Annotated in this window: 16 protein-coding genes; 9 read left to right on the forward strand and 7 right to left on the reverse strand. The window is 65.0% G+C overall.

The features are described 5' to 3' along the window. The first annotated feature begins 37 nt into the window (after positions 1 to 37). The 3 genes from infB to truB all read left to right on the forward strand — a co-directional run bounded on the left by infB (position 38) and on the right by truB (position 4,413). Positions 38 to 2,953, forward strand: coding sequence for a translation initiation factor IF-2 (gene infB / locus KU887_RS07970; RefSeq protein WP_060210816.1), 2,916 nt, complete (start codon positions 38 to 40; stop codon positions 2,951 to 2,953). A gap of 115 nt (positions 2,954 to 3,068) precedes the next feature. Further along, the gene (rbfA, locus tag KU887_RS07975; protein WP_006495346.1) at positions 3,069 to 3,467 is read left to right on the forward strand and encodes a 30S ribosome-binding factor RbfA; all 399 of its coding nucleotides are present in this window, start codon (positions 3,069 to 3,071) and stop codon (positions 3,465 to 3,467) included. Between the two features lie 13 nt (positions 3,468 to 3,480). Then, entirely contained in the window at positions 3,481 to 4,413 is a 933-nt protein-coding gene (gene truB / locus KU887_RS07980) for a tRNA pseudouridine(55) synthase TruB (RefSeq protein WP_034200655.1), read from the forward strand. 107 nt (positions 4,414 to 4,520) lie between these two features. Here truB and KU887_RS07985 read toward each other — a convergent pair whose 3' ends face one another. From KU887_RS07985 to KU887_RS08000, 4 genes are all read right to left on the reverse strand, one after another. After that, positions 4,521 to 6,080, reverse strand: coding sequence for a DHA2 family efflux MFS transporter permease subunit (locus KU887_RS07985; RefSeq protein WP_012492561.1), 1,560 nt, complete (start codon positions 6,078 to 6,080; stop codon positions 4,521 to 4,523). A 28-nt stretch (positions 6,081 to 6,108) separates the two neighbouring features. Continuing rightward, positions 6,109 to 7,323 (reverse strand): HlyD family secretion protein, encoded by a 1,215-nt coding sequence (locus KU887_RS07990; RefSeq protein WP_006490688.1) that lies wholly within the window; start codon positions 7,321 to 7,323, stop codon positions 6,109 to 6,111. Positions 7,324 to 7,375: 52 nt separating this feature from the next. Next, on the reverse strand, positions 7,376 to 8,872 hold the full coding sequence (locus KU887_RS07995) for an efflux transporter outer membrane subunit (RefSeq protein WP_034200654.1): 1,497 nt from the start codon (positions 8,870 to 8,872) through the stop codon (positions 7,376 to 7,378). An 87-nt stretch (positions 8,873 to 8,959) separates the two neighbouring features. Then, positions 8,960 to 9,451 (reverse strand): MarR family winged helix-turn-helix transcriptional regulator, encoded by a 492-nt coding sequence (locus KU887_RS08000; RefSeq protein ID WP_034178626.1) that lies wholly within the window; start codon positions 9,449 to 9,451, stop codon positions 8,960 to 8,962. 327 nt (positions 9,452 to 9,778) lie between these two features. Here KU887_RS08000 and typA point away from each other — a divergent pair, with 327 nt between their 5' ends. The 6 genes from typA (at position 9,779) to KU887_RS08030 (ending at position 19,467) form a co-directional block, all read left to right on the forward strand. After that, positions 9,779 to 11,605 (forward strand): translational GTPase TypA, encoded by a 1,827-nt coding sequence (gene typA, locus KU887_RS08005; protein ID WP_006490690.1) that lies wholly within the window; start codon positions 9,779 to 9,781, stop codon positions 11,603 to 11,605. Between the two features lie 316 nt (positions 11,606 to 11,921). After that, positions 11,922 to 14,786, forward strand: a complete 2,865-nt coding sequence (locus KU887_RS08010) for a 2-oxoglutarate dehydrogenase E1 component (RefSeq protein WP_006495342.1) — start codon at positions 11,922 to 11,924, stop codon at positions 14,784 to 14,786. Positions 14,787 to 14,922: 136 nt separating this feature from the next. Continuing rightward, entirely contained in the window at positions 14,923 to 16,200 is a 1,278-nt protein-coding gene (gene odhB, locus KU887_RS08015; RefSeq protein WP_006493538.1) for a 2-oxoglutarate dehydrogenase complex dihydrolipoyllysine-residue succinyltransferase, read from the forward strand. Positions 16,201 to 16,281: 81 nt separating this feature from the next. Then, the gene (lpdA, locus tag KU887_RS08020) at positions 16,282 to 17,712 is read left to right on the forward strand and encodes a dihydrolipoyl dehydrogenase (RefSeq protein ID WP_006483484.1); all 1,431 of its coding nucleotides are present in this window, start codon (positions 16,282 to 16,284) and stop codon (positions 17,710 to 17,712) included. A 98-nt stretch (positions 17,713 to 17,810) separates the two neighbouring features. Beyond that, positions 17,811 to 18,908, forward strand: a complete 1,098-nt coding sequence (gene zapE / locus KU887_RS08025) for a cell division protein ZapE (protein WP_012492563.1) — start codon at positions 17,811 to 17,813, stop codon at positions 18,906 to 18,908. A gap of 148 nt (positions 18,909 to 19,056) precedes the next feature. Then, positions 19,057 to 19,467 (forward strand): transposase, encoded by a 411-nt coding sequence (locus KU887_RS08030; RefSeq protein ID WP_258255472.1) that lies wholly within the window; start codon positions 19,057 to 19,059, stop codon positions 19,465 to 19,467. Between the two features lie 101 nt (positions 19,468 to 19,568). Here KU887_RS08030 and KU887_RS08035 read toward each other — a convergent pair whose 3' ends face one another. From KU887_RS08035 to KU887_RS08045, 3 genes are all read right to left on the reverse strand, one after another. Continuing rightward, a complete protein-coding gene (locus KU887_RS08035) occupies positions 19,569 to 20,030 on the reverse strand; it encodes a DUF2147 domain-containing protein (protein ID WP_006483501.1) in 462 nt (153 codons plus the stop codon). A 174-nt stretch (positions 20,031 to 20,204) separates the two neighbouring features. Continuing rightward, positions 20,205 to 21,890 carry a ShlB/FhaC/HecB family hemolysin secretion/activation protein gene (locus KU887_RS08040; protein ID WP_006483487.1) on the reverse strand — a complete coding sequence of 562 codons (1,686 nt, stop codon included), beginning with the start codon at positions 21,888 to 21,890 and terminating at the stop codon, positions 20,205 to 20,207. 144 nt (positions 21,891 to 22,034) lie between these two features. Then, a complete protein-coding gene (locus KU887_RS08045) occupies positions 22,035 to 23,459 on the reverse strand; it encodes a collagen-like triple helix repeat-containing protein (RefSeq protein WP_034200652.1) in 1,425 nt (474 codons plus the stop codon). Positions 23,460 to 23,465: the final 6 nt, after the last annotated feature.

Consider the following 23,465-nt stretch of genomic DNA (forward strand, 5'->3'; position numbering starts at 1 on the left):
AACCGCAAGGAATCGGTCCTTGCACTAAGAGGAATGAATGGCGAGTAACAACGTAGCCCAATTTGCCGCGGAACTGAAAATGCCTGCTGGTGTGCTGCTCGAACAGCTGCAGGCAGCGGGCGTCCAGAAAGCGAGTGAAGACGATGCGCTGTCCGAAGCGGACAAGGCGCGTCTGCTCGATCATTTGCGCAAGTCACACGGCGCAACCGACGGCGACAAGCGCAAGATCACGCTGACCCGCAAGCATACGTCGGAGATCAAGCAATCTGACGCGACGGGCAAGGCTCGCACCATTCAGGTCGAGGTTCGCAAGAAGCGTACGTTCGTCAAGCGCGACGACGTGAGCGAAGGTGCGGAACAGGGTCAGGCGCAGGTCGCCGAAGCGGACGACGATGCGGAACTGAAGCGTCGCGAGGAAGAAGCGCGCCGCGAGGCCGAGCTGCTCGAGAAGCAGGCGCAGGAGCTGCGCGAGCGTCAGGAACGCCTCGAACGCGAGGAAGCCGAGCGTCGCGCCCGCGAGGAAGCGGCCGAGGCCGAGCGTCGTCGCGCCGAGGAAGAAGCCGCGGCGAAGCGTGCCGCGGCGGAAGCCGCCGCAGCGCAGCAGGCGGCAGCCCAGCAGGCCGCCGCCGAGCAGGAAACCGCGCCGACGCAGTCCGCGCAGGACGAGGCACGCGCAGCCGCCGAACGTGCGGCGCAGCGCGAAGCGGCGAAGAGGGCCGAGGACGCTGCCCGCGAGGCGGCCGACAAGGCGCGCGCCGAGCAGGAAGAGATCAGCAAGCGTCGCGCGGCGGCGGAAGCCGAAGCGCGTGCGATCCGCGAAATGATGAACACGCCGCGCAAGGCCGTGGTCAAGGCAGTCGAGCCGCCGAAGCCGGCGGAACCGGCGAAGCCGGCCGAAGCGAAGGGCACGCTGCACAAGCCGGCGAAGCCGGAAGGTGCGCAGGCGCGTCCGGCCGTGAAGAAGCCGGCCGGCGCCGCGGCACCGGCCACGACGCAAGCGCCGGCAGGCGCGGGCGACCGCAACAAGAAGCCGGGCGCAGGCAAGGGCGGCTGGCAGGACGACGCGTCGAAGCGTCGCGGCATCAAGACGCGCGGCGACTCGAGCGGCGGCGTCGACCGCGGCTGGCGCGGCGGCCCGAAGGGTCGCGGCCGTCACCAGGACAGCGCATCGTCGTTCCAGGCGCCGACCGAACCGATCGTCCGTGAAGTGCACGTGCCGGAAACCGTGTCGGTTGCCGATCTCGCGCACAAGATGTCGATCAAGGCCTCCGAAGTCATCAAGGTGATGATGAAGATGGGCCAGATGGTCACGATCAACCAGGTGCTGGACCAGGAAACGGCGATGATCATCGTCGAGGAACTGGGCCACCGCGCGGTCGCCGCGAAGCTGGACGATCCGGAAGCGCTGCTCGTCGAAGGCGAAACCGGTACCGATGCGGAGCAACTGCCGCGTCCGCCGGTCGTCACGGTGATGGGTCACGTCGACCACGGCAAAACCTCGCTGCTCGACCACATCCGCCGCGCGAAGGTTGCCGCGGGCGAAGCGGGCGGCATCACGCAGCACATCGGCGCTTATCACGTCGACACGCCGCGTGGCGTCATCACGTTCCTCGATACGCCGGGTCACGAAGCGTTCACGGCAATGCGTGCACGCGGCGCGAAGGCGACCGACATCGTGGTGCTGGTGGTGGCGGCCGACGACGGCGTGATGCCGCAGACGAAGGAAGCGATCGCCCACGCGAAGGCGGGTGGCGTGCCGATCGTCGTCGCGATCAACAAGATCGACAAGCCGGAAGCGAACCCGGATCGCGTCAAGCAGGAGCTGGTCGCGGAAGGCGTCGTGCCGGAAGAATACGGTGGCGATTCGCCGTTCGTGCCGGTGTCGGCGAAGACGGGCGCAGGGATCGACGATCTGCTCGAGAACGTGCTGCTGCAGGCCGAAGTGCTGGAACTGAAGGCACCGGTCGAGGCGCCGGCCAAGGGCATCGTGATCGAAGCGAAGCTCGACAAGGGTAAAGGCCCGGTCGCGACGATCCTGGTGCAGTCCGGTACGCTGAACCGCGGCGACATCGTGCTGGCCGGTACGGCTTACGGCCGCGTCCGTGCGATGCTCGACGAGAACGGCAAGCCGACGAAGGAAGCCGGTCCGTCGATCCCGGTCGAAATCCAGGGTCTGTCGGAAGTGCCGGGTGCGGGCGAGGAAGTGATCGTGCTGCCGGACGAGCGCAAGGCGCGCGAAATCGCGCTGTTCCGTCAAGGCAAGTTCCGCGACGTGAAGCTCGCGAAGCAGCAGGCCGCGAAGCTGGAAAGCATGCTCGAGCAGATGGGCGAAGGCGAAGTGCAGAACCTGCCGCTCATCATCAAGGCAGACGTGCAGGGTTCGCAGGAAGCGCTCGTGCAGTCGCTGCTCAAGCTGTCGACCGACGAAGTGCGCGTGCAGATCGTGCACAGCGCGGTCGGTGGCATCAGCGAAAACGACGTCAACCTCGCGACGGCATCGAAGGCGGTCATCATCGGCTTCAACACGCGTGCGGATGCTCAGGCACGCAAGCTGGCCGAAGCGAACGGCATCGATATCCGCTACTACAACATCATCTACGACGCAGTGGATGAGGTGAAGGCGGCGATGTCGGGCATGCTGGCGCCGGAGAAGCGCGAAGTCATCACCGGCATGGTCGAGGTGCGCCAGGTCTTCAAGGTACCGAAGGTCGGCACGGTCGCAGGCTGTATGGTCACGGACGGTATCGTCAAGCGCTCGTCGTCGGTGCGCGTGCTGCGCAACAACGTCGTGATCTTCACGGGCGAACTCGAATCGCTGAAGCGTTTCAAGGACGACGTGAAGGAAGTGAAGCAAGGCTTCGAGTGCGGTATGTCGGTGAAGAACTTCAACGACATCATCGAAGGCGACCAGTTCGAAGTCTTCGAAGTGACCGAAGTCGCGCGGACGCTGTAATCGTCGCGTAATCGGCTCATGGGCGGGGCAGGCTTGGGCCTGTCCCGCCCATTTTCATGGTGGCGTGCCGAACATGGCCGCCGCTTCATCCTGATAAACGGATCACGGATCGATCATGTCCAGGAAACGTACTTCCCCCAATCGCAACGTTCAGATCGCCGACCAGATTCAGCGCGATCTGTCCGAACTCATCATGCGCGAGGTCAAGGATCCGCGCATCGGCATCGTAACGATCCAGAGCGTGGAACTCACGCCGGACTATGCGCACGCGAAGGTCTACTTCACGGCGCTCACCGGCGATCCGGACAAGACGCAGGAGGCGCTGAACCATGCGTCGGGCCACCTGCACAACCTGCTGTTCAAGCGCCTGCACATTCATACGGTGCCGACGCTGCATTTCCACTACGACCAGACGATCGAGAAGGCCGTCGAAATGTCGCGCCTGATCAAGGAAGCAAATTCGACGCGCGCGAAGGACGACGACGAGGCCGACGCGCCTGCCAAGGACGATTGAGCTCGACCGGCCTATGACGAATGCAGCACCCCAACGTCCGCGCGTGCCCCGGCGCGTGCTGGACGGCGTTCTCCTGCTCGACAAGCCGGTCGGCCTGTCGAGCAACGATGCGTTGATTCGCGCAAAGCGCCTGCTTCTCGCGAAGAAAGCCGGTCACACCGGCACGCTCGATCCGCTGGCTTCTGGCCTGTTGCCGCTGTGCTTCGGCGAGGCGACGAAGTTCTCGCAGGACTTGCTCGACGCCGACAAGACGTATGAAGCGACGATGCGTCTCGGCCAGCGCACGGCTACCGGTGACGCGGAAGGCGACGTGATCGACACGCGGCCGGTCGAATGCGATCGTGCGGCGGTGGAAGCCGCGCTCGTGCGCTTCACCGGCGACATCGTGCAGGTGCCGCCGATGTATTCGGCGCTCAAGCGCGACGGCAAGCCGCTGTACGAATATGCGCGGGCCGGCCAGACCGTCGAGCGGGAAGGCCGCAACGTGACGATTCATGCGCTCGATCTGCTCGCCTGCGAGCTGCCCGACGTGACGTTTCGCGTGACCTGCAGCAAGGGCACGTATGTGCGCACGCTGGCGGAGGATATCGGCGAGGCGCTGGGTTGCGGCGCGCATCTGACGATGCTGCGTCGCACGGGCGTCGGCGCGCTGACGCTCGAGCATGCGGTGACGCTCGATGCGCTGTCGGACGCTGCCGAAGCGGCGCGCGATGCATGGCTGCAGCCGGTCGATGCGTTGCTGTCGACGTTCCCGGCCATTCGGCTCGACGACGCGTCCGCGAAGCGGTTCCTGCATGGTCAGCGCCTGCCGCTGTCGGCGCTGGAGCCGATCGACGCGGCCGATGGCGAGCGCGTGCGTGTGTATGACGCGACGCGGTTGCTCGGCGTGGCGCGCAAGGCGAATGGCGTGCTCGCCCCGGAACGGCTGGTCGTGACGGCGCAATGATGTAGTCGTGCACGCAAGTGCATGCAGCGGCATGAAAAAGCCCGGTCGATTTCGACCGGGCTTTTTGTTTGGCGTGACCGCGCAGGGATGCGGCGTGCCGGTAGCGCTCAGTGCGCCGCCGACGCCGCCGCACCGGCATCGCCACCGCCCGCGCGTTCGGGCTTGGTGATCCAGATCAGTGCGATCAGCAGCACGAAGATGACCGCCGAGATGTAGAACAGGTCGTTCACGCCGAGCTGCGCGGCCTGTTGCGTGGCCATGTTGTTGATCAGTCCGTGTGCCTGGTTCTGCGACAGCCCGAGATTGCCCATCTGCGTGACGGCCTGGTTGAACGTCGGGTTGTACGGGTTCGCCTGCTCGACCAGTTGCGCGTGATGGAAGTTGTTGCGGTGGTCCCATGCGGTCTGGAAGATCGACGTGCCGATGCCGCCGCACATGATCCGCACGAAGTTCGACAGGCCGGACGCCGCGGGAATGCGGTGGCCGGGCAGGCCGGACAACGTGATCGACACGAGCGGGATGAAGAAGCCCGCCATCGCGATGCCCTGCACGAGCGTCGGCAGCGTCAGCGACCATTCGTCGACGCCCGTCGTATATCGCGAACGCATCCAGAAGCACAGCGCAAACGTCAGGAACGACGCCGTCGAGATGAAGCGCGGATCGGTGCGTGGCAGATACTTCCCGGTGAGGGGCGACAACAGGATGGCGAACAACCCGACCGGCGCCATCACGAGGCCGGCGTCGGTCGCGGTGTAGCCGATTTGCGTCTGCAGCCACAGCGGTAACAGCACGAGATTGCCGAAGTACAGGCCGTACCCGATCGACAGCGCGACCGTGCCGCCGGTGAAGTTCCGTATGCGGAACAGCGACAGGTCGACGACCGGGTGCTCGGCGGTCAGCTCCCAGATCACGAAGAACGCGAACGCGATGACAGCGGTCAGCGCGAGCACGACGATGGTCGTCGACGCGAACCAATCGAGATCCTTGCCCTTGTCGAGCATGATCTGCAGCGAGCCGACCCAGACGACCAGCAGCGCGAGGCCCACGCCGTCGATCGGCGCGCGGCGCACGGCCGACTCCCGATTACGGTAGATCGCCCACGTCGCGGCGGCGGCGGCGATGCCGACCGGGATGTTGACGTAGAAGATCCACGGCCACGAATAGTTGTCGGAGATCCAGCCACCGAGAATCGGACCCGCGACGGGCGCGATCAGCGTCGTCATCGCCCATAGCGCGAGCGCCATCGGCGCCTTCGCGCGCGGATAACTCGACAGCAGGAGCGCTTGCGACAGCGGAATCATCGGGCCGGCGACCGCGCCCTGGAGCACGCGCGAGCCGAGCAGGAACGGCAGGTTCGGTGACAGCCCGCACATCCACGACGAGATCACGAACAGGATGATCGACGCGAGGAACAGGCGAACCTGCCCGAAACGGTCGGTCAGCCAGCCGGTCAGCGGCACCGAGATTGCGTTCGCGACCGCGAACGACGTGATGACCCACGTGCCCTGGTCGGACGACACGCCGAGGTCGCCCGAGATGGTCGGGATCGCGACGTTCGCGATGGACGTGTCGAGCACGTTCATGAACACCGCGAGCGACACCGCGATCGTGCCGAGCACGAGTTGCCCGCCCTGCAAGGGCGGGTGGGAGACAGGAGCCTGTGCCATGTCGGTTGTCTTTCCGGAGTCGGAACGGTTACATCATTTTCGCGGCGCTGTTCTGCTTCGCCGCGACCGGCGCCGACGCGTTGCCGCCTGCGTTCTCGGCGATGATGCGCGCGATTTCGGCGTCGGCTTCGTCGCCGTATTTCGCGAACACGTTGGTCTCGTAGACGGTGTTCGGCGCGTTGACGAGCTGGTCGCCGCGTTCGTCCTTGATGTCCACGTCGACCTGCATCGACAGGCCGATGCGCAGCGGATGCTTGTCGAGATCCTTCGGATCGAGTTCGATCCGCACCGGCAGGCGCTGCACGACCTTGATCCAGTTGCCGGTCGCGTTTTGCGCCGGCAGCAGCGAGAACGCCGAGCCCGTGCCGGCCGAGAAACCGACGACCTTGCCGTGGTACGTGACCGACGAACCGTAGATGTCGGCCGTCATTTCGACCGGCTGGCCGATGCGCATGTGCTTCAACTGGACTTCCTTGAAGTTCGCGTCGACCCACACGGCATTCAGCGGCACCACCGACATCAGCGGGTTGCCGGGCGACACGCGCTGGCCGACCTGCACCGAGCGCTTCGCGACGTAGCCGGTGACCGGCGCCGGCAGCACGTTACGTGCGTTCGCGAGGTATGCGTCGCGCACCTTCGCGGCGGCGGCCATCACGTTCGGATGCGATGCGATCGTCGTGTTCGCGGTCAATGCGCGATTCGATGCGAGCTGCTGCTGCGCGGCGTCGACCGATGCCTGCGCGGCCTTCACCGCGTCGCGGGCGTGCGAGATTTCTTCCTGCGACACGGCGCCCGTTTGCGCGACGGCCAGGCGGCGACGCAGGTCGTCCTGGGCCTTCGACAGGTCGGACTGGCGCAGCGCGACTTGCGCGCGGTACTGGTCGTCGTTGACGAACAGGCCGCGCACCTGGCGTACCGTCTGCGCGAGGTTGGCTTCCGCCTGCTGCAGCGCGACCTGCGAATCGGCCGGGTCGAGCACGACCAGCGGGTCGCCGGCCTTGACCGTCTGCGTGTCGTCCGCCTTCACGGCGATCACGGTGCCGGTGACCTGCGGCGTGATCTGCACGACGTTGCCGTTCACGTAGGCATCGTCGGTGTCTTCATGGAAGCGCGCGACGAGGAAGTAGTACAGGCCGTATGCGATGGCCGCGATCACGATGACCGCGACGAGCAGCGTCATCATTCGTTTGCGCTTGCCGTTGTTCTGCGGCTGCGCGCTGGCGGCGTTTTGTTGGTCGCTCATGGCGATTTTCTCCGTCCGTTATTTCGAGTGTCTGCGTAGTGGTGGCGCCGGCTCAGTTGGCGGCCTGTTTGGTCGGCGTGGCGGCATCGGGCGCGGCGAGCGGCGTGCCGGTCGCGTCGAACCCGCCGCCGAGCGCCTTGATCAGGGCGAGCTGCATGTCGCGGCGACGCATCTTCAGGTTGGTCACCGTCTGTTCCGCTGCGAGGCGGTTGCTGTCCGCCGTCAGCACCTGCAGTTGCGGCGACAGGCCGGCCTTGTAGCGGATGACCGCGAGATCGTACGCGCGCGTCGACGCGTCCAGCGCGCGCTGCGCGTCGCCCATCTGGCGATCGATCGCACGGATCGACGCGACCTGCGTCGCGACGTCGTTCAGCGCGCTGATCAGCGTCTGGTTGTAGTTCGCGACCGACAGGTCGAAGTCCGCGTAGCGGCCCTTGAGCTGCGCGCGCAGCGCGCCGGCATCGAAGATCGGCAGGTGGATCGCCGGGCCGAACTGCGCCTGGCGGCTCGCGAAGTTCAGGAATTTGCCCCAGCCGAACGCATCGAAGCCGAAGCCGGCCGCGAGGTTCACGTCGGGGTAGAACTCGGCCTTCGCTTCCTTCACGTCGTGCATCGCGGCTTCGACCTGCCAGCGCGCGGCGACGATGTCGGGGCGGCGCGAGACGAGATCGGCCGGCAGGTTGCCGGGCAGCGTGACGTTGCCGCTCGGGTTCATCACGGGCGCCGCGATCTGCAGCCCGCGATCCGGACCCTTGCCGAGCAGCGCGGCAAGCTGGTAGCGCACCGTCGTGATCTGGCCGTCGAGGTCCGACAGCGAAGCCTGGGTCGTCGCGATGTTGCCGCGCGCCGTCTGGCGTTCGACGTTGGTGTCGAGGCCGGCGGATACGCGGCCGTCGGTGATCTTGCCGACCGTCTCGCGGTTGGTGATCTCGCGTTGCGCGATGTCGCGCAGTGCGTAGAGCTGCGCGAGCGAGTTGTAGGTGCGCGCGACCGACGACGCGAGTGTGATGCGCGCCTGCTGCATGTCGGCTTCGGCCGCTTTTTCCTGCGATACGGCCGTGTGCAGGCGTTCGCGGTTCTTGCCCCACAGATCGAGTTCCCACGACGCGCTCGCGAGCGCGTTGTTCTCGCTGTACCACTGGCCGCCGTACGGGGGCGGGAACAGCCCGTTCGCTGAATACAGCTCGCGTGTCCACGAATAGCTGGCTTCGGCCTTCGGCATCAGGTTCGAGCGCGACGATTCGATGTACGACGAGGCCTTCGCGATGCGCGCCTGCGCCTGCGCGATCGACGGGTTGCCCTGCAGTGCTTCGTCGATCAGCTTCGGCAGTTGCGGATCGCCGAACTGGCTGGCCCAGTCGAGCGCCGGCCACTGGCCGCCCTGGGCCGGCAGGCTCTGGGTGGATTCGAATTGCGACGCGGGGGCGATCTGCTTGTCGCTCTTGATGCCGATGTAATTCGCGCAGCCCGCCAGCGCCAGCGCGGCGACCGCGGCGGCGACGGCGGCGCGGCACGACCCGGCGCGCACGGACAACGGGGAGGTTTTCATCGCGCTAACCCCTGACTCGGAATGAATGATGGACACTGCAAGGATTTCCTTACATTAATCTGTCAAAAGTAATTGTTATGGCAACTATTACGTGATGCTACCGCCGGCCGTCTCGCAATAGTTGCTGAGAATGCGGCGCAGCATGCTCTTCAGGAACCCGACTTCTTCCGGCGTAAACCCGTCCAGCACCTGGTCGAGCACGCTGCGGAAAATCGGCGGCAGCCGTTCGGCGAGCGCACGGCCTTCGTCGGTGAGCTCGAGCCGCACGACGCGCCTGTCCTCGACGCTGCGCACGCGCGACAGCAGGCCGCGTTTCTCGACCCGGTCGAGCAGGCGCGTGACCGCGCTTGCGTCGATCCCGTATTCGCGCGCGAGTTCGGCGGCCGTCGAGCACTTGCCGACCGCGATCATGAACAACATGCTCGCCTGCGTGCCCGTGATGCCGAGCTCTTCCTGCGTGCGTTGCGTGACGAGGTTGGTCATCACGGACTTCACGCGCGACATCAGATAACCGACGCTGTCGTTCATCTGGTAAGAAGACAGCGGCGAAACGGGCGGTGGGGTAGGAGAATCCGACATAAAACCCTGAAGCTGCAATAGTTGACTAGGCAGCAGTATAGGCACAATTGCTTGCCGCGGCAAATGTTAATCGAACGGCAAAACGCGCGCTTTGTCCGGCGAGAGTCCCTTGTCGGGATAAGGTTTTTTCGGTCGTTCGATGGCGGCGCGCCGGGCGGTCGACCGGTTCGGAAGGGTGGCGGTGGCGCCCGTTTTGTTGCGTTGCACCGTGCGGGTCAGCTGTCGACACGCGCACGTGCTATAATTTGTAGCTTTCCAAGCTGCAACAGCGCGCGCCCGTGAAAACGAGCGCGCGCGTTTGCGCGTTCAAACGATTTCCAGGTTTCTATGACCCGCGCCCTTCGCAATATCGCCATCATCGCTCACGTCGACCACGGCAAGACGACGCTCGTCGACCAACTGCTTCGCCAGTCCGGCACCTTCCGCGACAACCAGCAAGTCGCCGAGCGTGTGATGGACTCGAACGACATCGAAAAGGAACGCGGGATCACGATTCTCGCGAAGAACTGCGCGGTCGAATACGAAGGCACGCACGTCAACATCGTCGACACCCCGGGGCACGCGGACTTCGGCGGCGAAGTCGAGCGCGTGCTGTCGATGGTCGACTCGGTGCTGCTGCTCGTCGACGCGGTCGAGGGCCCGATGCCGCAGACGCGCTTCGTCACGAAGAAGGCGCTCGCGCTCGGCCTGAAGCCGATCGTCGTCGTCAACAAGATCGACCGCCCGGGCGCGCGGATCGACTGGGTGATCAACCAGACCTTCGACCTGTTCGACAAGCTCGGCGCGACCGAGGAGCAGCTCGACTTTCCGATCGTCTACGCGTCGGGCCTGAACGGCTACGCGTCGCTCGACCCGGCGGCTCGCGAAGGCGACATGCGTCCGCTGTTCGAGGCGATCCTCGAGCACGTGCCGGTTCGCCCGGCCGATCCGGAAGCGCCGTTGCAGCTCCAGATCACGTCGCTCGACTATTCGACGTACGTCGGCCGGATCGGCGTCGGCCGCATCACGCGCGGTCGCATCAAGCCGGGCCAGCCGGTCGTGATGCGCTTCGGCCCGGAAGGCGACGTGCTGAACCGCAAGATCAACCAGGTGCTGTCTTTCAAGGGCCTGGAGCGCGTGCAGGTCGAGTCGGCCGAAGCGGGCGACATCGTGCTGATCAACGGTATTGAAGACGTCGGCATCGGCGCGACGATCTGCGCGGTCGACACGCCGGAAGCGCTGCCGATGATCACCGTCGACGAACCGACGCTGACGATGAACTTCCTCGTCAACTCGTCGCCGCTCGCCGGCCGCGAAGGCAAGTTCGTGACGAGCCGCCAGATCCGCGACCGCCTGATGAAGGAGCTGAACCACAACGTCGCGCTGCGCGTGAAGGATACCGGCGACGAAACGGTGTTCGAAGTGTCGGGTCGCGGCGAGCTGCACCTGACGATTCTCGTCGAGAACATGCGCCGCGAAGGCTACGAGCTGGCCGTGTCGCGTCCGCGCGTCGTGATGCAGGAAATCGACGGCGTGCGTCACGAGCCGTACGAGCTGCTGACGGTCGACGTCGAGGACGAACACCAGGGCGGCGTGATGGAAGAGCTCGGCCGCCGCAAGGGCGAAATGCTCGACATGGCATCGGACGGCCGCGGCCGCACGCGTCTGGAATACAAGATCTCGGCGCGTGGCCTGATCGGCTTCCAGAGCGAATTCCTGACGCTCACGCGCGGCACGGGCCTGATGAGCCACATCTTCGACTCGTATGCGCCGGTCAAGGACGGTTCGGTCTTCGAACGTCGCAACGGCGTGCTGATCTCGCAGGACGACGGCGCGGCCGTGGCCTACGCCCTGTGGAAGCTGCAGGATCGCGGCCGTATGTTCGTGAAGCCGGGCGACGCGCTGTATGAGGGCATGATCATCGGCATCCACAGCCGCGACAACGACCTCGTCGTGAACCCGATCAAGGGCAAGCAGCTGACCAACGTGCGTGCGTCGGGTACCGACGAAGCCGTGCGTCTCGTGCCGCCGGTCCAGATGTCGCTGGAATACGCGGTCGAATTCATCGACGACGACGAGCTCGTCGAAGTGACGCCGCAGTCGATCCGCCTGCGCAAGCGCTTCCTGAAGGAACACGAGCGTCGCCGCGCGAGCCGCGAAGGCGCGGTCGACTGAGCATCGGCCGTTCCCGACACGACGAAAAAGGCTGCCTTTGGGCAGCCTTTTTTGCATCCGCGCGTCGGGCAACCGGATTGCCTGCAAAACACTGTTCCCGCAGGTCGCGGCAATCCGGCAAAACCCCGCCGCGCGGTGCTTTCAGGCACATTTCGCCGTGAACTCCGGTATCGGTTCTGTGATATGCTGCGCGCACGCAAGTTTTAGGTCCTTCCAAGCAAGACTTGATTCGCAATCCGCTAAACGGTCAGGCCGTGTCGCGGAAGGTTGAGTAACCCGCTATTTCTCGAGAAGCTCGAAGAAAGGTGAGCGTAAAATGTCAGATGTAATGAAGCAGTTTCAGCTGAACTCCTATCTGTTCGGCGGCAATGCTTCGTACGTTGAAGAACTGTACGATGCATACCTCAACAATCCGGCGTCGGTGCCGGAGAACTGGCGAGAGTATTTCGACGCGCTGCAGAACGTGCCTGCAACGGACGGCTCCAACGCCAATGACGTTGCGCATTTCCCGATCGTCGAATCGTTCGCCGAGCGTGCTAAGGCCAATGCCTTCATCCCGCGCGAAAGCACCAGCAATCTCGCGACCGCACGCAAGCAGGTGCACGTCCAGTCGCTGATCAGCGCCTACCGCTTCCTCGGCTCGCAATGGGCCAATCTCGATCCGCTGAAGCGCCGCGAACGCCCGGCCATTCCCGAGCTCGAACCCGCGTTCTACGACTTCTCCGAAGGCGACCTCGACCAGACCTACAGCGCAAGCAACCTGTACTTCGGCTTCGACCAGGCTTCGCTGCGCGATATCGTCAAGGGTCTGCGCGACACGTACTGCGGCACGATCGGCGCCGAGTACATGTACATCAGTGATCCGGAACAGAAGCGCTGGTGGCAGGAGCGCCTGGAGTCGACCCGCGCGACGCCGTCGTTCTCGATCGACAAGAAGAAGCACATCCTGAATCGCCTGACGGCCGCCGAAGGCCTCGAGCGCTACCTGCACACCAAGTACGTCGGCCAGAAGCGCTTCTCGCTCGAAGGCGGCGAGAGCTTCATCGCGGCGATGGACGAAGTCGTCCAGCACGCGGGCAAGAGCGGCGTGCAGGAAATCATCATCGGCATGGCTCACCGCGGCCGTCTGAACGTGCTGGTCAACACGCTGGGCAAGATGCCGGCCGACCTGTTCGCCGAATTCGAAGGCAAGCACGTCGACGACCTGCCGGCCGGTGACGTCAAGTACCACAAGGGCTTCTCGTCGGACGTGTCGACGGAAGGCGGCCCGGTCCACCTGTCGCTCGCGTTCAACCCGTCGCACCTCGAAATCGTGAACCCGGTGGTCGAAGGTTCCGCGAAGGCGCGGATGGACCGTCGCGGCGATGAAGACGGCCTGCAAGTGCTGCCGGTGCAGATCCACGGTGACGCGGCCTTCGCTGGCCAGGGCGTCGTGATGGAAACGCTGAACCTCGCGCAGACGCGCGGTTACGGCACGCACGGCACGCTGCACATCGTCATCAACAACCAGATCGGCTTCACGACGTCCGACCCGCGCGATGCGCGTTCGACGCTGTACTGTACCGACGTCGTCAAGATGATCGAAGCGCCGGTGCTGCACGTGAACGGCGACGATCCGGAAGCCGTCGTGCTCGCGATCCAGATCGCGATCGACTACCGGATGCAGTTCCACAAGGATGTCGTGATCGACATCGTCTGCTTCCGCAAGCTGGGTCACAACGAGCAGGACACGCCGGCGGTCACGCAGCCGCTGATGTACAAGAAGATCGCGCAGCACCCGGGCACCCGTGCGCTGTACGCCGAGAAGCTCGTGCAGCAGGGCGTGATCACCGCCGAAGACGCCGACAACTACGTGAAGGCGTACCGCAAGGCGATGGACGACGGCCACCACACCGTCGATCCGGTCCTGTCGAACTACAAGAGCAAGTACGCGGTCGACTGGGTTCCGTTCCTGAACCGCAAGTGGACGGACGCAGCCGACACGGCCGTGCCGCTCGCCGAACTGAAGCGCCTGGGCGAACGCATCACGACCGTCCCGGAAAACTTCAAGGTCCACCCGCTCGTCGAGCGCGTGATCAACGACCGCCGCAACATGGCGCGCGGCGACCAGCCGCTCGACTGGGGCATGGGCGAACACCTCGCATTCGCGTCGCTCGTCGCATCGGGCTACTCGGTGCGCCTGACGGGCCAGGACTCGGGCCGCGGCACGTTCACGCACCGTCACGCGGTGCTGCACGACCAGAACCGCGAGCGCTGGAACGACGGCACGTACGTGCCGCTGCAGAACATCGCCGAAGGTCAGGCGAAGTTCACGGTGATCGACTCGGTGCTGTCGGAAGAAGCGGTGCTGGGCTTCGAGTACGGTTACTCGACCGCCGAGCCGAACACGCTCGTGCTGTGGGAAGCGCAGTTCGGCGACTTCGTCAACGGCGCGCAGGTCGTGATCGACCAGTTCATCTCGTCGGGCGAAGTGAAGTGGGGCCGCGTGTCGGGTCTCACGATGCTGCTGCCGCACGGCTACGAAGGCCAGGGTCCGGAACACTCGTCGACGCGTATCGAGCGTTTCCTGCAACTGTGCGCTGACCACAACATGCAGGTCGTTCAGCCGACGACGCCGGCGCAGATCTTCCACCTGCTGCGTCGCCAGATGATCCGCCTGTTCCGCAAGCCGCTGATCGTCGCCACGCCGAAGTCGCTGCTGCGTCACAAGGAAGCCGTGTCGGACCTGTCCGAACTGGCGAAGGGGTCGTTCCAGCCGGTGCTGGGCGAAACCGACGGCGGCATCGACGCGAAGAAGGTCAAGCGCGTGCTGGTATGCTCGGGCCGCGTGTATTACGACCTCGTTGCACATCGCCGCGAAGCGAAGGCGAACGACGTCGCGATCATCCGGATCGAGCAGCTGTATCCGTTCGCGCACAAGCAGTTCGAAGCCGAAATGAAGAAGTACGAGAACGCGACTGAAGTGGTCTGGGTGCAGGACGAGCCGCAGAACCAGGGCCCCTGGTTCTACGTCGAGCACCATCTGAAGGAAGGCATGAAGGAAGGGCAGAAGCTGGCATACAGCGGCCGTCCGGCTTCGGCCTCGCCGGCGGTTGGCTACTACGCGAAGCACTACGAGCAGCAGAAGGCCCTGATCGAAGGGGCATTTGGCCGCCTGAAGAGCGCATCGATCGCGAAATAACCGACGTCAAGCGAAACGGGAAGGCGCGCGGCGCTTTCCCGTCCCTTTTGGCCCGCCGGGCGCGTAGCGCGCCGCTCCGGCCGAAGGAATCGCACGAACCTCGTCACACCCCAGATTAAGCATCCAGGAAAATCACATGGCTATCGTAGAAGTCAAAGTCCCCCAGCTGTCGGAGTCGGTGTCGGAAGCCACCATGCTGCAGTGGAAGAAGAAGCCGGGCGAAGCAGTCGCGCAGGATGAAATCCTGATCGAACTCGAGACCGACAAGGTCGTCCTCGAAGTACCGGCACCGGCAGCGGGCGTGCTCGCGCAAGTGCTGCAGAACGACGGCGACACGGTCGTGGCCGACCAGATCATCGCGACGATCGACACCGAAGCGAAGGCAGGTGCTGCCGAAGCAGCGGCAGGCGCCGCCGAAGTCAAGCCGGCCGCCGCGCCGGCTGCCGCCGCACCGGCCGCTCAGCCGGCCGCCGCAACCGCATCGAGCTCGGCCGCCGCATCGCCGGCCGCAGCGAAGCTGCTGGCCGAGAAGGGCCTGTCGACGGGCGACGTCGCAGGTTCGGGCCGCGACGGCCGCGTCACGAAGGGCGACGCGCTGGCTGCAGGCAGCGCACCGAAGGCCGCTCCGGCCGCCGCACCGGCGAAGACCGCCGCTGCGAAGCCGTCGCTGCCGGAAGTGAAGGTGCCGGCGTCGGCCGCGACGTGGCTGAACGATCGTCCGGAACAGCGCGTGCCGATGTCGCGTCTGCGTGCGCGTATCGCCGAGCGTCTGCTCGAATCGCAGCAGACCAACGCGATCCTGACGACGTTCAACGAAGTGAACATGGCTCCGGTCATGGAACTGCGCAACAAGTACAAGGACAAGTTCGAGAAGGAACATGGCGTGAAGCTCGGCTTCATGTCGTTCTTCGTGAAGGCCGCCGTCCATGCGCTGAAGAAATTCCCGCTCGTGAACGCGTCGATCGACGGTAACGACATCGTCTATCACGGCTACTTCGACATCGGTATCGCGGTCGGTTCGCCGCGCGGCCTGGTCGTGCCGATCCTGCGCAACGCGGATCAACTGAGCCTCGCCGAGATCGAGAAGAAGATCGCCGAATTCGGCCAGAAGGCGAAGGACGGCAAGCTGTCGATCGAGGAAATGACGGGCGGTACGTTCTCGATCTCGAACGGCGGCGTGTTCGGCTCGATGCTGTCGACCCCGATCATCAACCCGCCGCAGTCGGCCATCCTCGGCGTGCACGCGACGAAGGAGCGCCCGGTCGTCGAGAACGGCCAGATCGTGATCCGCCCGATCAACTACCTCGCGCTGTCGTACGACCACCGCATCATCGACGGCCGCGAAGCCGTGCTGTCGCTCGTCGCGATGAAGGATGCGCTGGAAGATCCGGCACGCCTGCTGCTCGACCTGTAAGCCGAGTCTCACTGCATCGACCCGTTCCGCAGGGTCGCGCTCACACGCGAACCTGCGGGCGTACAAGTAGAAAGGATTGTCATGTCCAAGGAATTTGACGTCGTCGTGATCGGCGCCGGCCCCGGCGGCTACATCGCCGCGATTCGCGCCGCGCAGCTCGGCAAGACCGTTGCCTGTATCGAGAAGTGGAAGAACCCGGCCGGCGCGCTGAAGCTCGGCGGCACCTGCCTGAACGTCGGCTGCATCCCGTCGAAGGCGCTGCTCGCGTCGTCGGAAGAGTTCGAGAACACGTCGCATCACCTGGCCGACCACGGCATCACCGTCGACGGCGTGAAGATCGACGTCGCGAAGATGCTCGGCCGCAAGGACGCGATCGTCGAGAAGATGACGAGCGGGATCGAGTTCCTGTTCAAGAAGAACAAGATCACCTGGCTGAAGGGCCATGGCAAGTTCACCGGCAAGACCGACGCCGGCGTGCAGATCGAAGTGAGCGGCGAGGGTGAAACCGAAGTCGTCACCGCGAAGAACGTGATCATCGCGACGGGTTCGAAGGCGCGTCACCTGCCGAACATTCCGGTCGACAACAAGATCGTGTCGGACAACGAAGGTGCGCTGACGTTCGACTCGGTGCCGAAGAAGCTCGCCGTGATCGGCGCAGGCGTGATCGGCCTCGAGCTCGGCTCGGTGTGGCGTCGCCTCGGCGCCGACGTGACGGTGCTCGAAGCGCTGCCGGCATTCCTCGGCGCAGCCGACGAAGCGCTCGCGAAGGAAGCGGCCAAGCTGTTCAAGAAGCAAGGCCTCGACATCCATCTCGGCGTGAAGATCGGTGAAGTGAAGACGACCGCGAACGGCGTGTCGATCGCCTACACGGACAAGGACGGCAACGCGCAGACGCTCGACGCCGACCGCCTGATCGTGTCGGTCGGCCGCGTGCCGAACACCGACAACCTCGGCCTCGAGGCGATCGGCCTGAAGGCGAACGAGCGTGGCTTCATCGACGTGGACGACCATTGCCGCACGGCGGTGCCGAACGTGTACGCGATCGGCGACGTGGTGCGCGGCCCGATGCTCGCGCACAAGGCGGAAGACGAAGGCGTGCTGGTCGCGGAAGTGATCGACGGCCAGAAGCCGCACATCGACTACAACTGCATTCCGTGGGTGATCTACACGTACCCGGAAATCGCATGGGTCGGCAAGACGGAGCAGCAGCTGAAGGCGGAAGGCCGCGAGATCAAGACGGGCAAGTTCCCGTTCTCGATCAACGGTCGCGCACTCGGCATGAACGCGCCGGACGGTTTCGTGAAGATGATCGCGGATGCGAAGACCGACGAACTGCTCGGCGTGCACGTGATCGCCGCGAACGCGTCGGACCTGATCGCGGAAGCCGTGGTGGCGATGGAATTCAAGGCGGCGTCGGAAGACATCGCCCGCATCTGCCATCCGCACCCGTCGATGTCGGAAGTGATGCGCGAAGCGGCGCTCGCCGTCGACAAGCGCTCGCTGAACAGCTGAGCACGGGGTAGCGCCTGCCGGCCGTCGGCCGGCGCAGCCGTCTCATGACGAAGGCGGGCGGGGTTTCCCGCTCGCCTTCGTTCTTTCCGGTTTGCCCGATGAACGTCACCGAATACTACACGCGCGAACTGACCACGCGCGGCTATCAGTCCGATCCCGCGCAGCGCGCGGCCGTCGATCGCCTGCAGCGCTGTTTCGACGAATGGGTCGAATACAAGGCGCGCCGCTCGAACGCTTTCAAGAAGCTCATCAATCATCCGGATCTTCCGCGCGGCGTCTACATGTGGGGCGGTGTCGGTCGCGGCAAGAGCTTCCTGATGGACAGCTTCTACGCAGTCGTACCCGTGCAGCGCAAGACGCGCCTGCATTTCCACGAATTCATGCGCGAAGTGCACCGCGAGCTCGAGGAGCTGAAAGGGCAGGCCGATCCGCTCGACGAACTCGCGCGACGCATCGCGAAGCGTTACCGGCTGATCTGTTTCGACGAGTTTCACGTGTCGGACATCGCCGACGCGATGATCCTGTACCGCCTGCTCGATCGCCTGTTCAACAACGGCGTGCAGTTCGTGATGACGTCGAATTACGATCCCGACGATCTGTATCCGGACGGTCTGCATCGCGACCGCATGCTGCCGGCGATCGCGCTGATCAAGGAAAAGCTCGACGTGCTCAACGTCGATGCGGGGGTCGACTATCGCCAGCGCACGCTCGCGCAGGTGAAGATGTATCACACGCCGCTCGGCGCGGAGGCCGATCGCGAACTGCGCCATGCATTCGGCAAGCTCGCGGCGGTGCCCGACGAGAGCCCGATCCTGCATATCGAGAAACGCGAATTGAAGGCGCTGCGCAAGGCGGACGGCGTCGTGTGGTTCGATTTCGCGACGCTGTGCGGCGGCCCGCGTTCGCAGAACGACTACCTGGAACTGGCGAGCCGCTTCCATGCGATCGTGCTGTCCGAGGTGCCGCAGATGTCGCCGCGGATGGCATCCGAAGCGCGCCGCTTCACGTGGCTCATCGACGTGCTGTACGACCACAAGGTCAAGCTGCTGATGTCCGCTGCGGTGCCGGCCGAGGAGTTGTACGTCGAAGGCCCGATGGCCAACGAATTCGCGCGTACGGTCTCGCGCATCGTCGAGATGCAGTCGAAGGAGTATCTCGAAACACCGCGCCGCATCGTCGATACGTCGTTGACCTGAGCGGATGGTGAGCTTGGTAATTGGCGGGATTTAAACGTCAATTTCGGTTAAATTCTGCCGATCTCCGGGTATTTTCGGATTTGTCTTATATTCATCGTTGAGGTGAGCCGATATTGTGGTGTCATGGTTATTAAGGCTGGAGATGTCCATGACCCCGTATCGCGATTTGACCGACCACGAATGGCGCTGCGTCGCGCCGCTTCTGCCCGAAATGCAACCGCGCACCGAGTTGCGCGGCCGGCCGTTAGCCAATACGCGGGCCGTGCTGAACGGCGTGCTCTGGGTGATCTACAGTGGCGCAACATGGTCGGCCATGCCGCGCCGTTACCCGTCGTATCAAACATGCCATCGCCGCTTCAAGGTGTGGCACGAAACGGGTACGCTGATGAACGTGATGCGTGAGCTTTATGGCGACGCCGGCACGAATCTGTGCAATGAACTGTCCGCGCGGATGCGCAAGCACACGCAATCGAAGGCGGCGGAGGCGCGTAGCAACGCAGCGCCCGCGTATCGTGCACCGGGTAGCTATGCAGCGGATGCGATGAAGCACGCGGCGTGATGCCGTCGCGTTTCGTTGTGCGCGCACCAAAAGAAATCGGCCTGGCGACGTCGTCGCAGGCCGATTTCTTCATTGAGCCGCGCGTTTCGGCGCGTACGGCGTTATTGCTGGCGAACCCAGGTCTGCGAACGACCGAGCAGCGACACGCCGATGTAGCCGCGCACCACGAGCTTCTGGCCGCCGTCTTCGAGCGTCATCTTGCACTTGTAGACCTTGCCGTTCTCCGGGTCGAGAATGTTGCCGCCGTCCCAGTGGTCGCCGTCCTTCTTCATCGCCTTGATGATCGTCATGCCCTTGATGAGCTGATCCTTGCGCTCGTCCGTGCACGCGGTGCAGCGGCGATCGGGCGTATCGTTCGCGCCGAGGCCCTTGACGACCTTGCCCGTCAGCGAGCCGTCGCCATCTTCGGCGATCTGTACGAGTGCCTTCGGTTGATGGGTGTTGTCGTCGATCGTCTGCCACATGCCGATGGGGCTATCGGCTTGCGCGAACGTGGGGGCTGCGCACGCGAGCAGGGCGCCGGCAATGGCGATTGCACGCAACGGGCGGGTCAGTTGAATCATTGTCATCCTCCTTGTTTTGCATGTCTGTTCGATTCGCCCGCACGACCGTCTGCATGGGGCGGGCATGTTGCGAGCTTCGCCAGAATACGTGAAACCGCGCGCCACGTTTGATAGAGGGGACTCTAATCGAAACAGCCCGCGTGACGCGGGCTGTTTCGTGACTTGGGTGACCGATCAGTTGAGCTGATAGGAGAACGCCGCATTGATCCGAGGGCTGCGCGATGCGCTTTCGACCGGTGCGTCGCCCACCGGTTTGGCGACGTTCAGGTCGAGACTGTAGTAACGGCTGTCCGTGAGCCGCACGCCGATGCCGACCGACGACATGCGGTTCGGCGACGGCGTGCCCGAGTGCAGATACACGCGCGCCATGTCGTATGCGATGTACGGCGTGATCGATTTCAGATACGTCCAGCCCGGCGTGAAGCCGCGGTTGACCTCCAGCGACATCCCCCAGCCCGAGTCGCCCGATGTCTCGCCCGGCTGGTAGCCGAGCGCGTAACGGGTCGAGCCGAACGAGATCTGTTCGGACGTCGGCAGCGAGTCGGGACTGTATTGCCCGGTCAGCGAGACCGACGTGCCGATCCGGAACGGCCATTCGTTCGTCTGCGTGAAGGTCGCGCCGGTGCGCACGAAGGTCAGCGAGATCGGGCTGTCCACCGAGGTCGTGGTCGTGCCGACGGTGATGTCCTGCGCTTTCGATGCGCCGAGGATGTTGAAGCCTTTCGCGACGTTAACGCTCAGCTTCTGTACCTGTTTCGGCTGGACGCTCGTGTAGTCGAGCTGCATCTGCAGCACGCGGACCTGCGAGCGCGTATCGAGACTCGCACCGTTGATCTGGTTCTGGTAGCGGTCCTCGTTGTGCGACGCATAGCCCGACACGGTGCCGAGCAGGCTGCGCTGATTGTTCAACAGTATCGGATAGGAAGCCGAAAGACCGAGTTTTTCGTTCTTGACCGTCCGCTCGACGTACGACGGCAACCCCGGGTTGTCGGTCGGCTTGCCGCGATACGTGCTGGCGTCGAGGCGCGTGATCAGGCCGCTGCTGCCGACGGGCACCGCGCCGCTGAACGCGAAATAGGTTTGCTTGTCGCGTCCCGGCGGCGCGAGCGCCGAGATGCTCAACTGCTCGCCGAACCGCGTCAGGCCGTTTTCGGTCGCGGTGATGAGGCCCTGCACGCCGGGGTGGTTGAAGTCGATACCCGTGCTGACGTTGAACGGCTTGCGATCGACCGCGAGCTCGAGCGTCGTCGCGCCGTCGGTGGTCTGCGGCGGCGGGACATTCGCCTTCACCGTGAGGCCGGGCAGCAGGCCGAACGTGTTCACGTAACGCTCGAACGTCGCGCGGCGCAGCGGGCGATCGGCCGTGATGTGCGCGGCAATCGCGCGAATCTTCGGTTCCATCGCGCCGGGCTTGCCGGTGACCTTGACGTCCGACACATAGCCTTCGACCACCGTGATGCGCACGACGCCGTTCTCGAACGTTTGCGCGGGGACGAACGCGAACGACAGCGCGTAGCCGCGTTCCTGGTACAGCGTCGTCACGCCGTTGGCGGTTTCGATCAGTTCGCCGATCGTGATGTCCTTGCCGACGAGCGGTGTGAAGCGGCGCGTGATTTCTTCGAACGGTATCGACTTCACGCCTTCGACCTGGAACGTCTTCGGCGTCAGGTGCCGCGACAGCAGCTCCTGCAATTGCGGCGCCTGCGGCGCGACCTGCACGGTGACGTTCGGGCCCGTCTTCGGCGCGTTGATCTGGGGAAGGGAGTCGAGCGGGTTACCGCCGACGCGCGTTTGTGCCTGTGCCGTACCTGCTGCCGCGATGGCGAGCAGCATCATCCATCTGTCGAGTCTGGATTTCATTGTTCTTCCTCGTAGGCCTTGCTTTTCGTCTTCTTTGTAATGCCGGCGCGCGACACCGGGGTGTCGCGCGCCGCGTGCCGCAATGCCGGTTGTGTTTGTACGGCCGCGCCATTCGCTCCGGCTGCGATGACGCGACCGTCCTCCTTACTTGCCAACGCTACCCAGCGTACCCAGCAACCCCGTGACCGGTGCCAGCAGGCCCGTCGAACCGCTGCTCGACGATGCCGTACCCGACACGCTGCCGACCAGCGACGTGACCGGCGCGAGCGGGCTCGCCCCCCCGGACCCTGCCGCACCGCCAACTGCTCCGGTGACAGTATTCAGCAAACCGGTGACGGGCGCGAGAGGGTTTGCACTGCCTGCGCCGCCCGTGGCGCCGCCGAGCGTGCCCGTGACCGTCGACACGAGATTCGTGACGGGTGCGAGCGGGCCGCTGCTGCCGCCTGCTGCGCCGCCCAGTGCGCCGGTCACCGTGGAGACCAGGCCGGTCACCGGCGCGAGCGGGCCGCTGCCCGAGCCGCCTGCTGCGCCGCCGAGCGCGCCCGTGAGCGAGCCGAGCGGCGTCGAGCCCAGACCCGACAACAAGCCGCCGAGCGGGTTCGTCGAACCGGAACCTGACGACGAGCCGTTCTGGACGGTTGCCGTCGAGCCGCCGACGAGGCTCGTGATCAGGCCGGGGATCGGCGCCGCGCCATTCGGGCCGTTCGGATTGACGAGGCCGCCCGCGTTGGTCACGGTGTTGCCGACTGCCGTCACGAGCTGGCCGACGTCGCCGACGAGCGGCTGGCTCGACGTGCCGCCGACCTGCTTGCCGGCCGAGCTGATCGCGCCGCCGATCTGGCCGAGCAGGCCCGAGACGGGTTGGCCGAGGCCGGTCGTCGTGCCGACCTGCTGCGTGACTTGGCCGGCGGTGATCACGAGCGGCGTGATCGCCGAGCTGATCGGTTGCGTGACCTGCTGCACGGCGCCCGACGACAGCGTCGAGCCGATCGTCGTGCCGGCGGCCGTCAGGCCGTTGGCGACCGTGTCGAGCACGGTGCCGACCGGCGTCGTGACCGGCGCGAGCGGCGCCAGCGGGCCCGTGCCCAGCGCCTTGACCGTCGAGCTCAGGCCGGACACCGTGTTGCTGGTCGCACCGACGACGTTGCCGAGACCGGCCACCGTGGTGCCGACCGGGTCCTTGGTCGAACCGATCTGTCCCAGCCCGTTGCTCACCGCATCGGCTGCCGCACCGACGATCGTGCCGGTGCTGGACAGCGTGCTGCCGATACCCTTCGGCACGCCGTCGCCGAGGCCCGGCAGGCTGATGTTGCCGACCGTGCTGCCGAGGTCGGTGGCCGTCTGGCCGACCGTGCTGATGACACCCTTGGTGCCGGTCGACGAGCCGCTGGTGCCGCTCGTCCCGGACGTGCCGCTCGTGCTCGGGTTGTTGTTGTCGTTGCTGCTGGTCGGCGGCGAGCTGACGCCGCCACCGCCGCAGGCGGCCAGCAGGCACGCCGCGGCGAAGGCGGTGAGGGGCGCGCGCCAATGGCGCAGGGCGACCGTCGGGAGGGAACGTTGCTGGGACATGATGGA

The organism is Burkholderia sp. EMB26 (genome assembly GCF_024730645.1).
Taxonomy (GTDB): Bacteria; Pseudomonadota; Gammaproteobacteria; order Burkholderiales; family Burkholderiaceae; genus Burkholderia; species Burkholderia cenocepacia.

Bases quoted from the DNA above. Each gene is read 5' to 3' on its own strand.
- infB (WP_060210816.1), top strand. From the start codon at position 38: ATGGCGAGTAACAACGTAGCCCAATTTGCCGCGGAACTGAAAATGCCT.
- KU887_RS08045 (WP_034200652.1), bottom strand. From the start codon at position 23,459: ATGTCCCAGCAACGTTCCCTCCCGACGGTCGCCCTGCGCCATTGGCGC.
- zapE (WP_012492563.1), top strand. From the start codon at position 17,811: ATGAACGTCACCGAATACTACACGCGCGAACTGACCACGCGCGGCTAT.
- KU887_RS08040 (WP_006483487.1), bottom strand. From the start codon at position 21,890: ATGAAATCCAGACTCGACAGATGGATGATGCTGCTCGCCATCGCGGCA.
- truB (WP_034200655.1), top strand. From the start codon at position 3,481: ATGACGAATGCAGCACCCCAACGTCCGCGCGTGCCCCGGCGCGTGCTG.
- KU887_RS08010 (WP_006495342.1), top strand. From the start codon at position 11,922: ATGTCAGATGTAATGAAGCAGTTTCAGCTGAACTCCTATCTGTTCGGC.
- lpdA (WP_006483484.1), top strand. From the start codon at position 16,282: ATGTCCAAGGAATTTGACGTCGTCGTGATCGGCGCCGGCCCCGGCGGC.
- KU887_RS08030 (WP_258255472.1), top strand. From the start codon at position 19,057: ATGACCCCGTATCGCGATTTGACCGACCACGAATGGCGCTGCGTCGCG.
- KU887_RS08000 (WP_034178626.1), bottom strand. From the start codon at position 9,451: ATGTCGGATTCTCCTACCCCACCGCCCGTTTCGCCGCTGTCTTCTTAC.
- rbfA (WP_006495346.1), top strand. From the start codon at position 3,069: ATGTCCAGGAAACGTACTTCCCCCAATCGCAACGTTCAGATCGCCGAC.
- KU887_RS07995 (WP_034200654.1), bottom strand. From the start codon at position 8,872: ATGAAAACCTCCCCGTTGTCCGTGCGCGCCGGGTCGTGCCGCGCCGCC.
- KU887_RS08035 (WP_006483501.1), bottom strand. From the start codon at position 20,030: ATGATTCAACTGACCCGCCCGTTGCGTGCAATCGCCATTGCCGGCGCC.
- typA (WP_006490690.1), top strand. From the start codon at position 9,779: ATGACCCGCGCCCTTCGCAATATCGCCATCATCGCTCACGTCGACCAC.
- KU887_RS07990 (WP_006490688.1), bottom strand. From the start codon at position 7,323: ATGAGCGACCAACAAAACGCCGCCAGCGCGCAGCCGCAGAACAACGGC.
- KU887_RS07985 (WP_012492561.1), bottom strand. From the start codon at position 6,080: ATGGCACAGGCTCCTGTCTCCCACCCGCCCTTGCAGGGCGGGCAACTC.
- odhB (WP_006493538.1), top strand. From the start codon at position 14,923: ATGGCTATCGTAGAAGTCAAAGTCCCCCAGCTGTCGGAGTCGGTGTCG.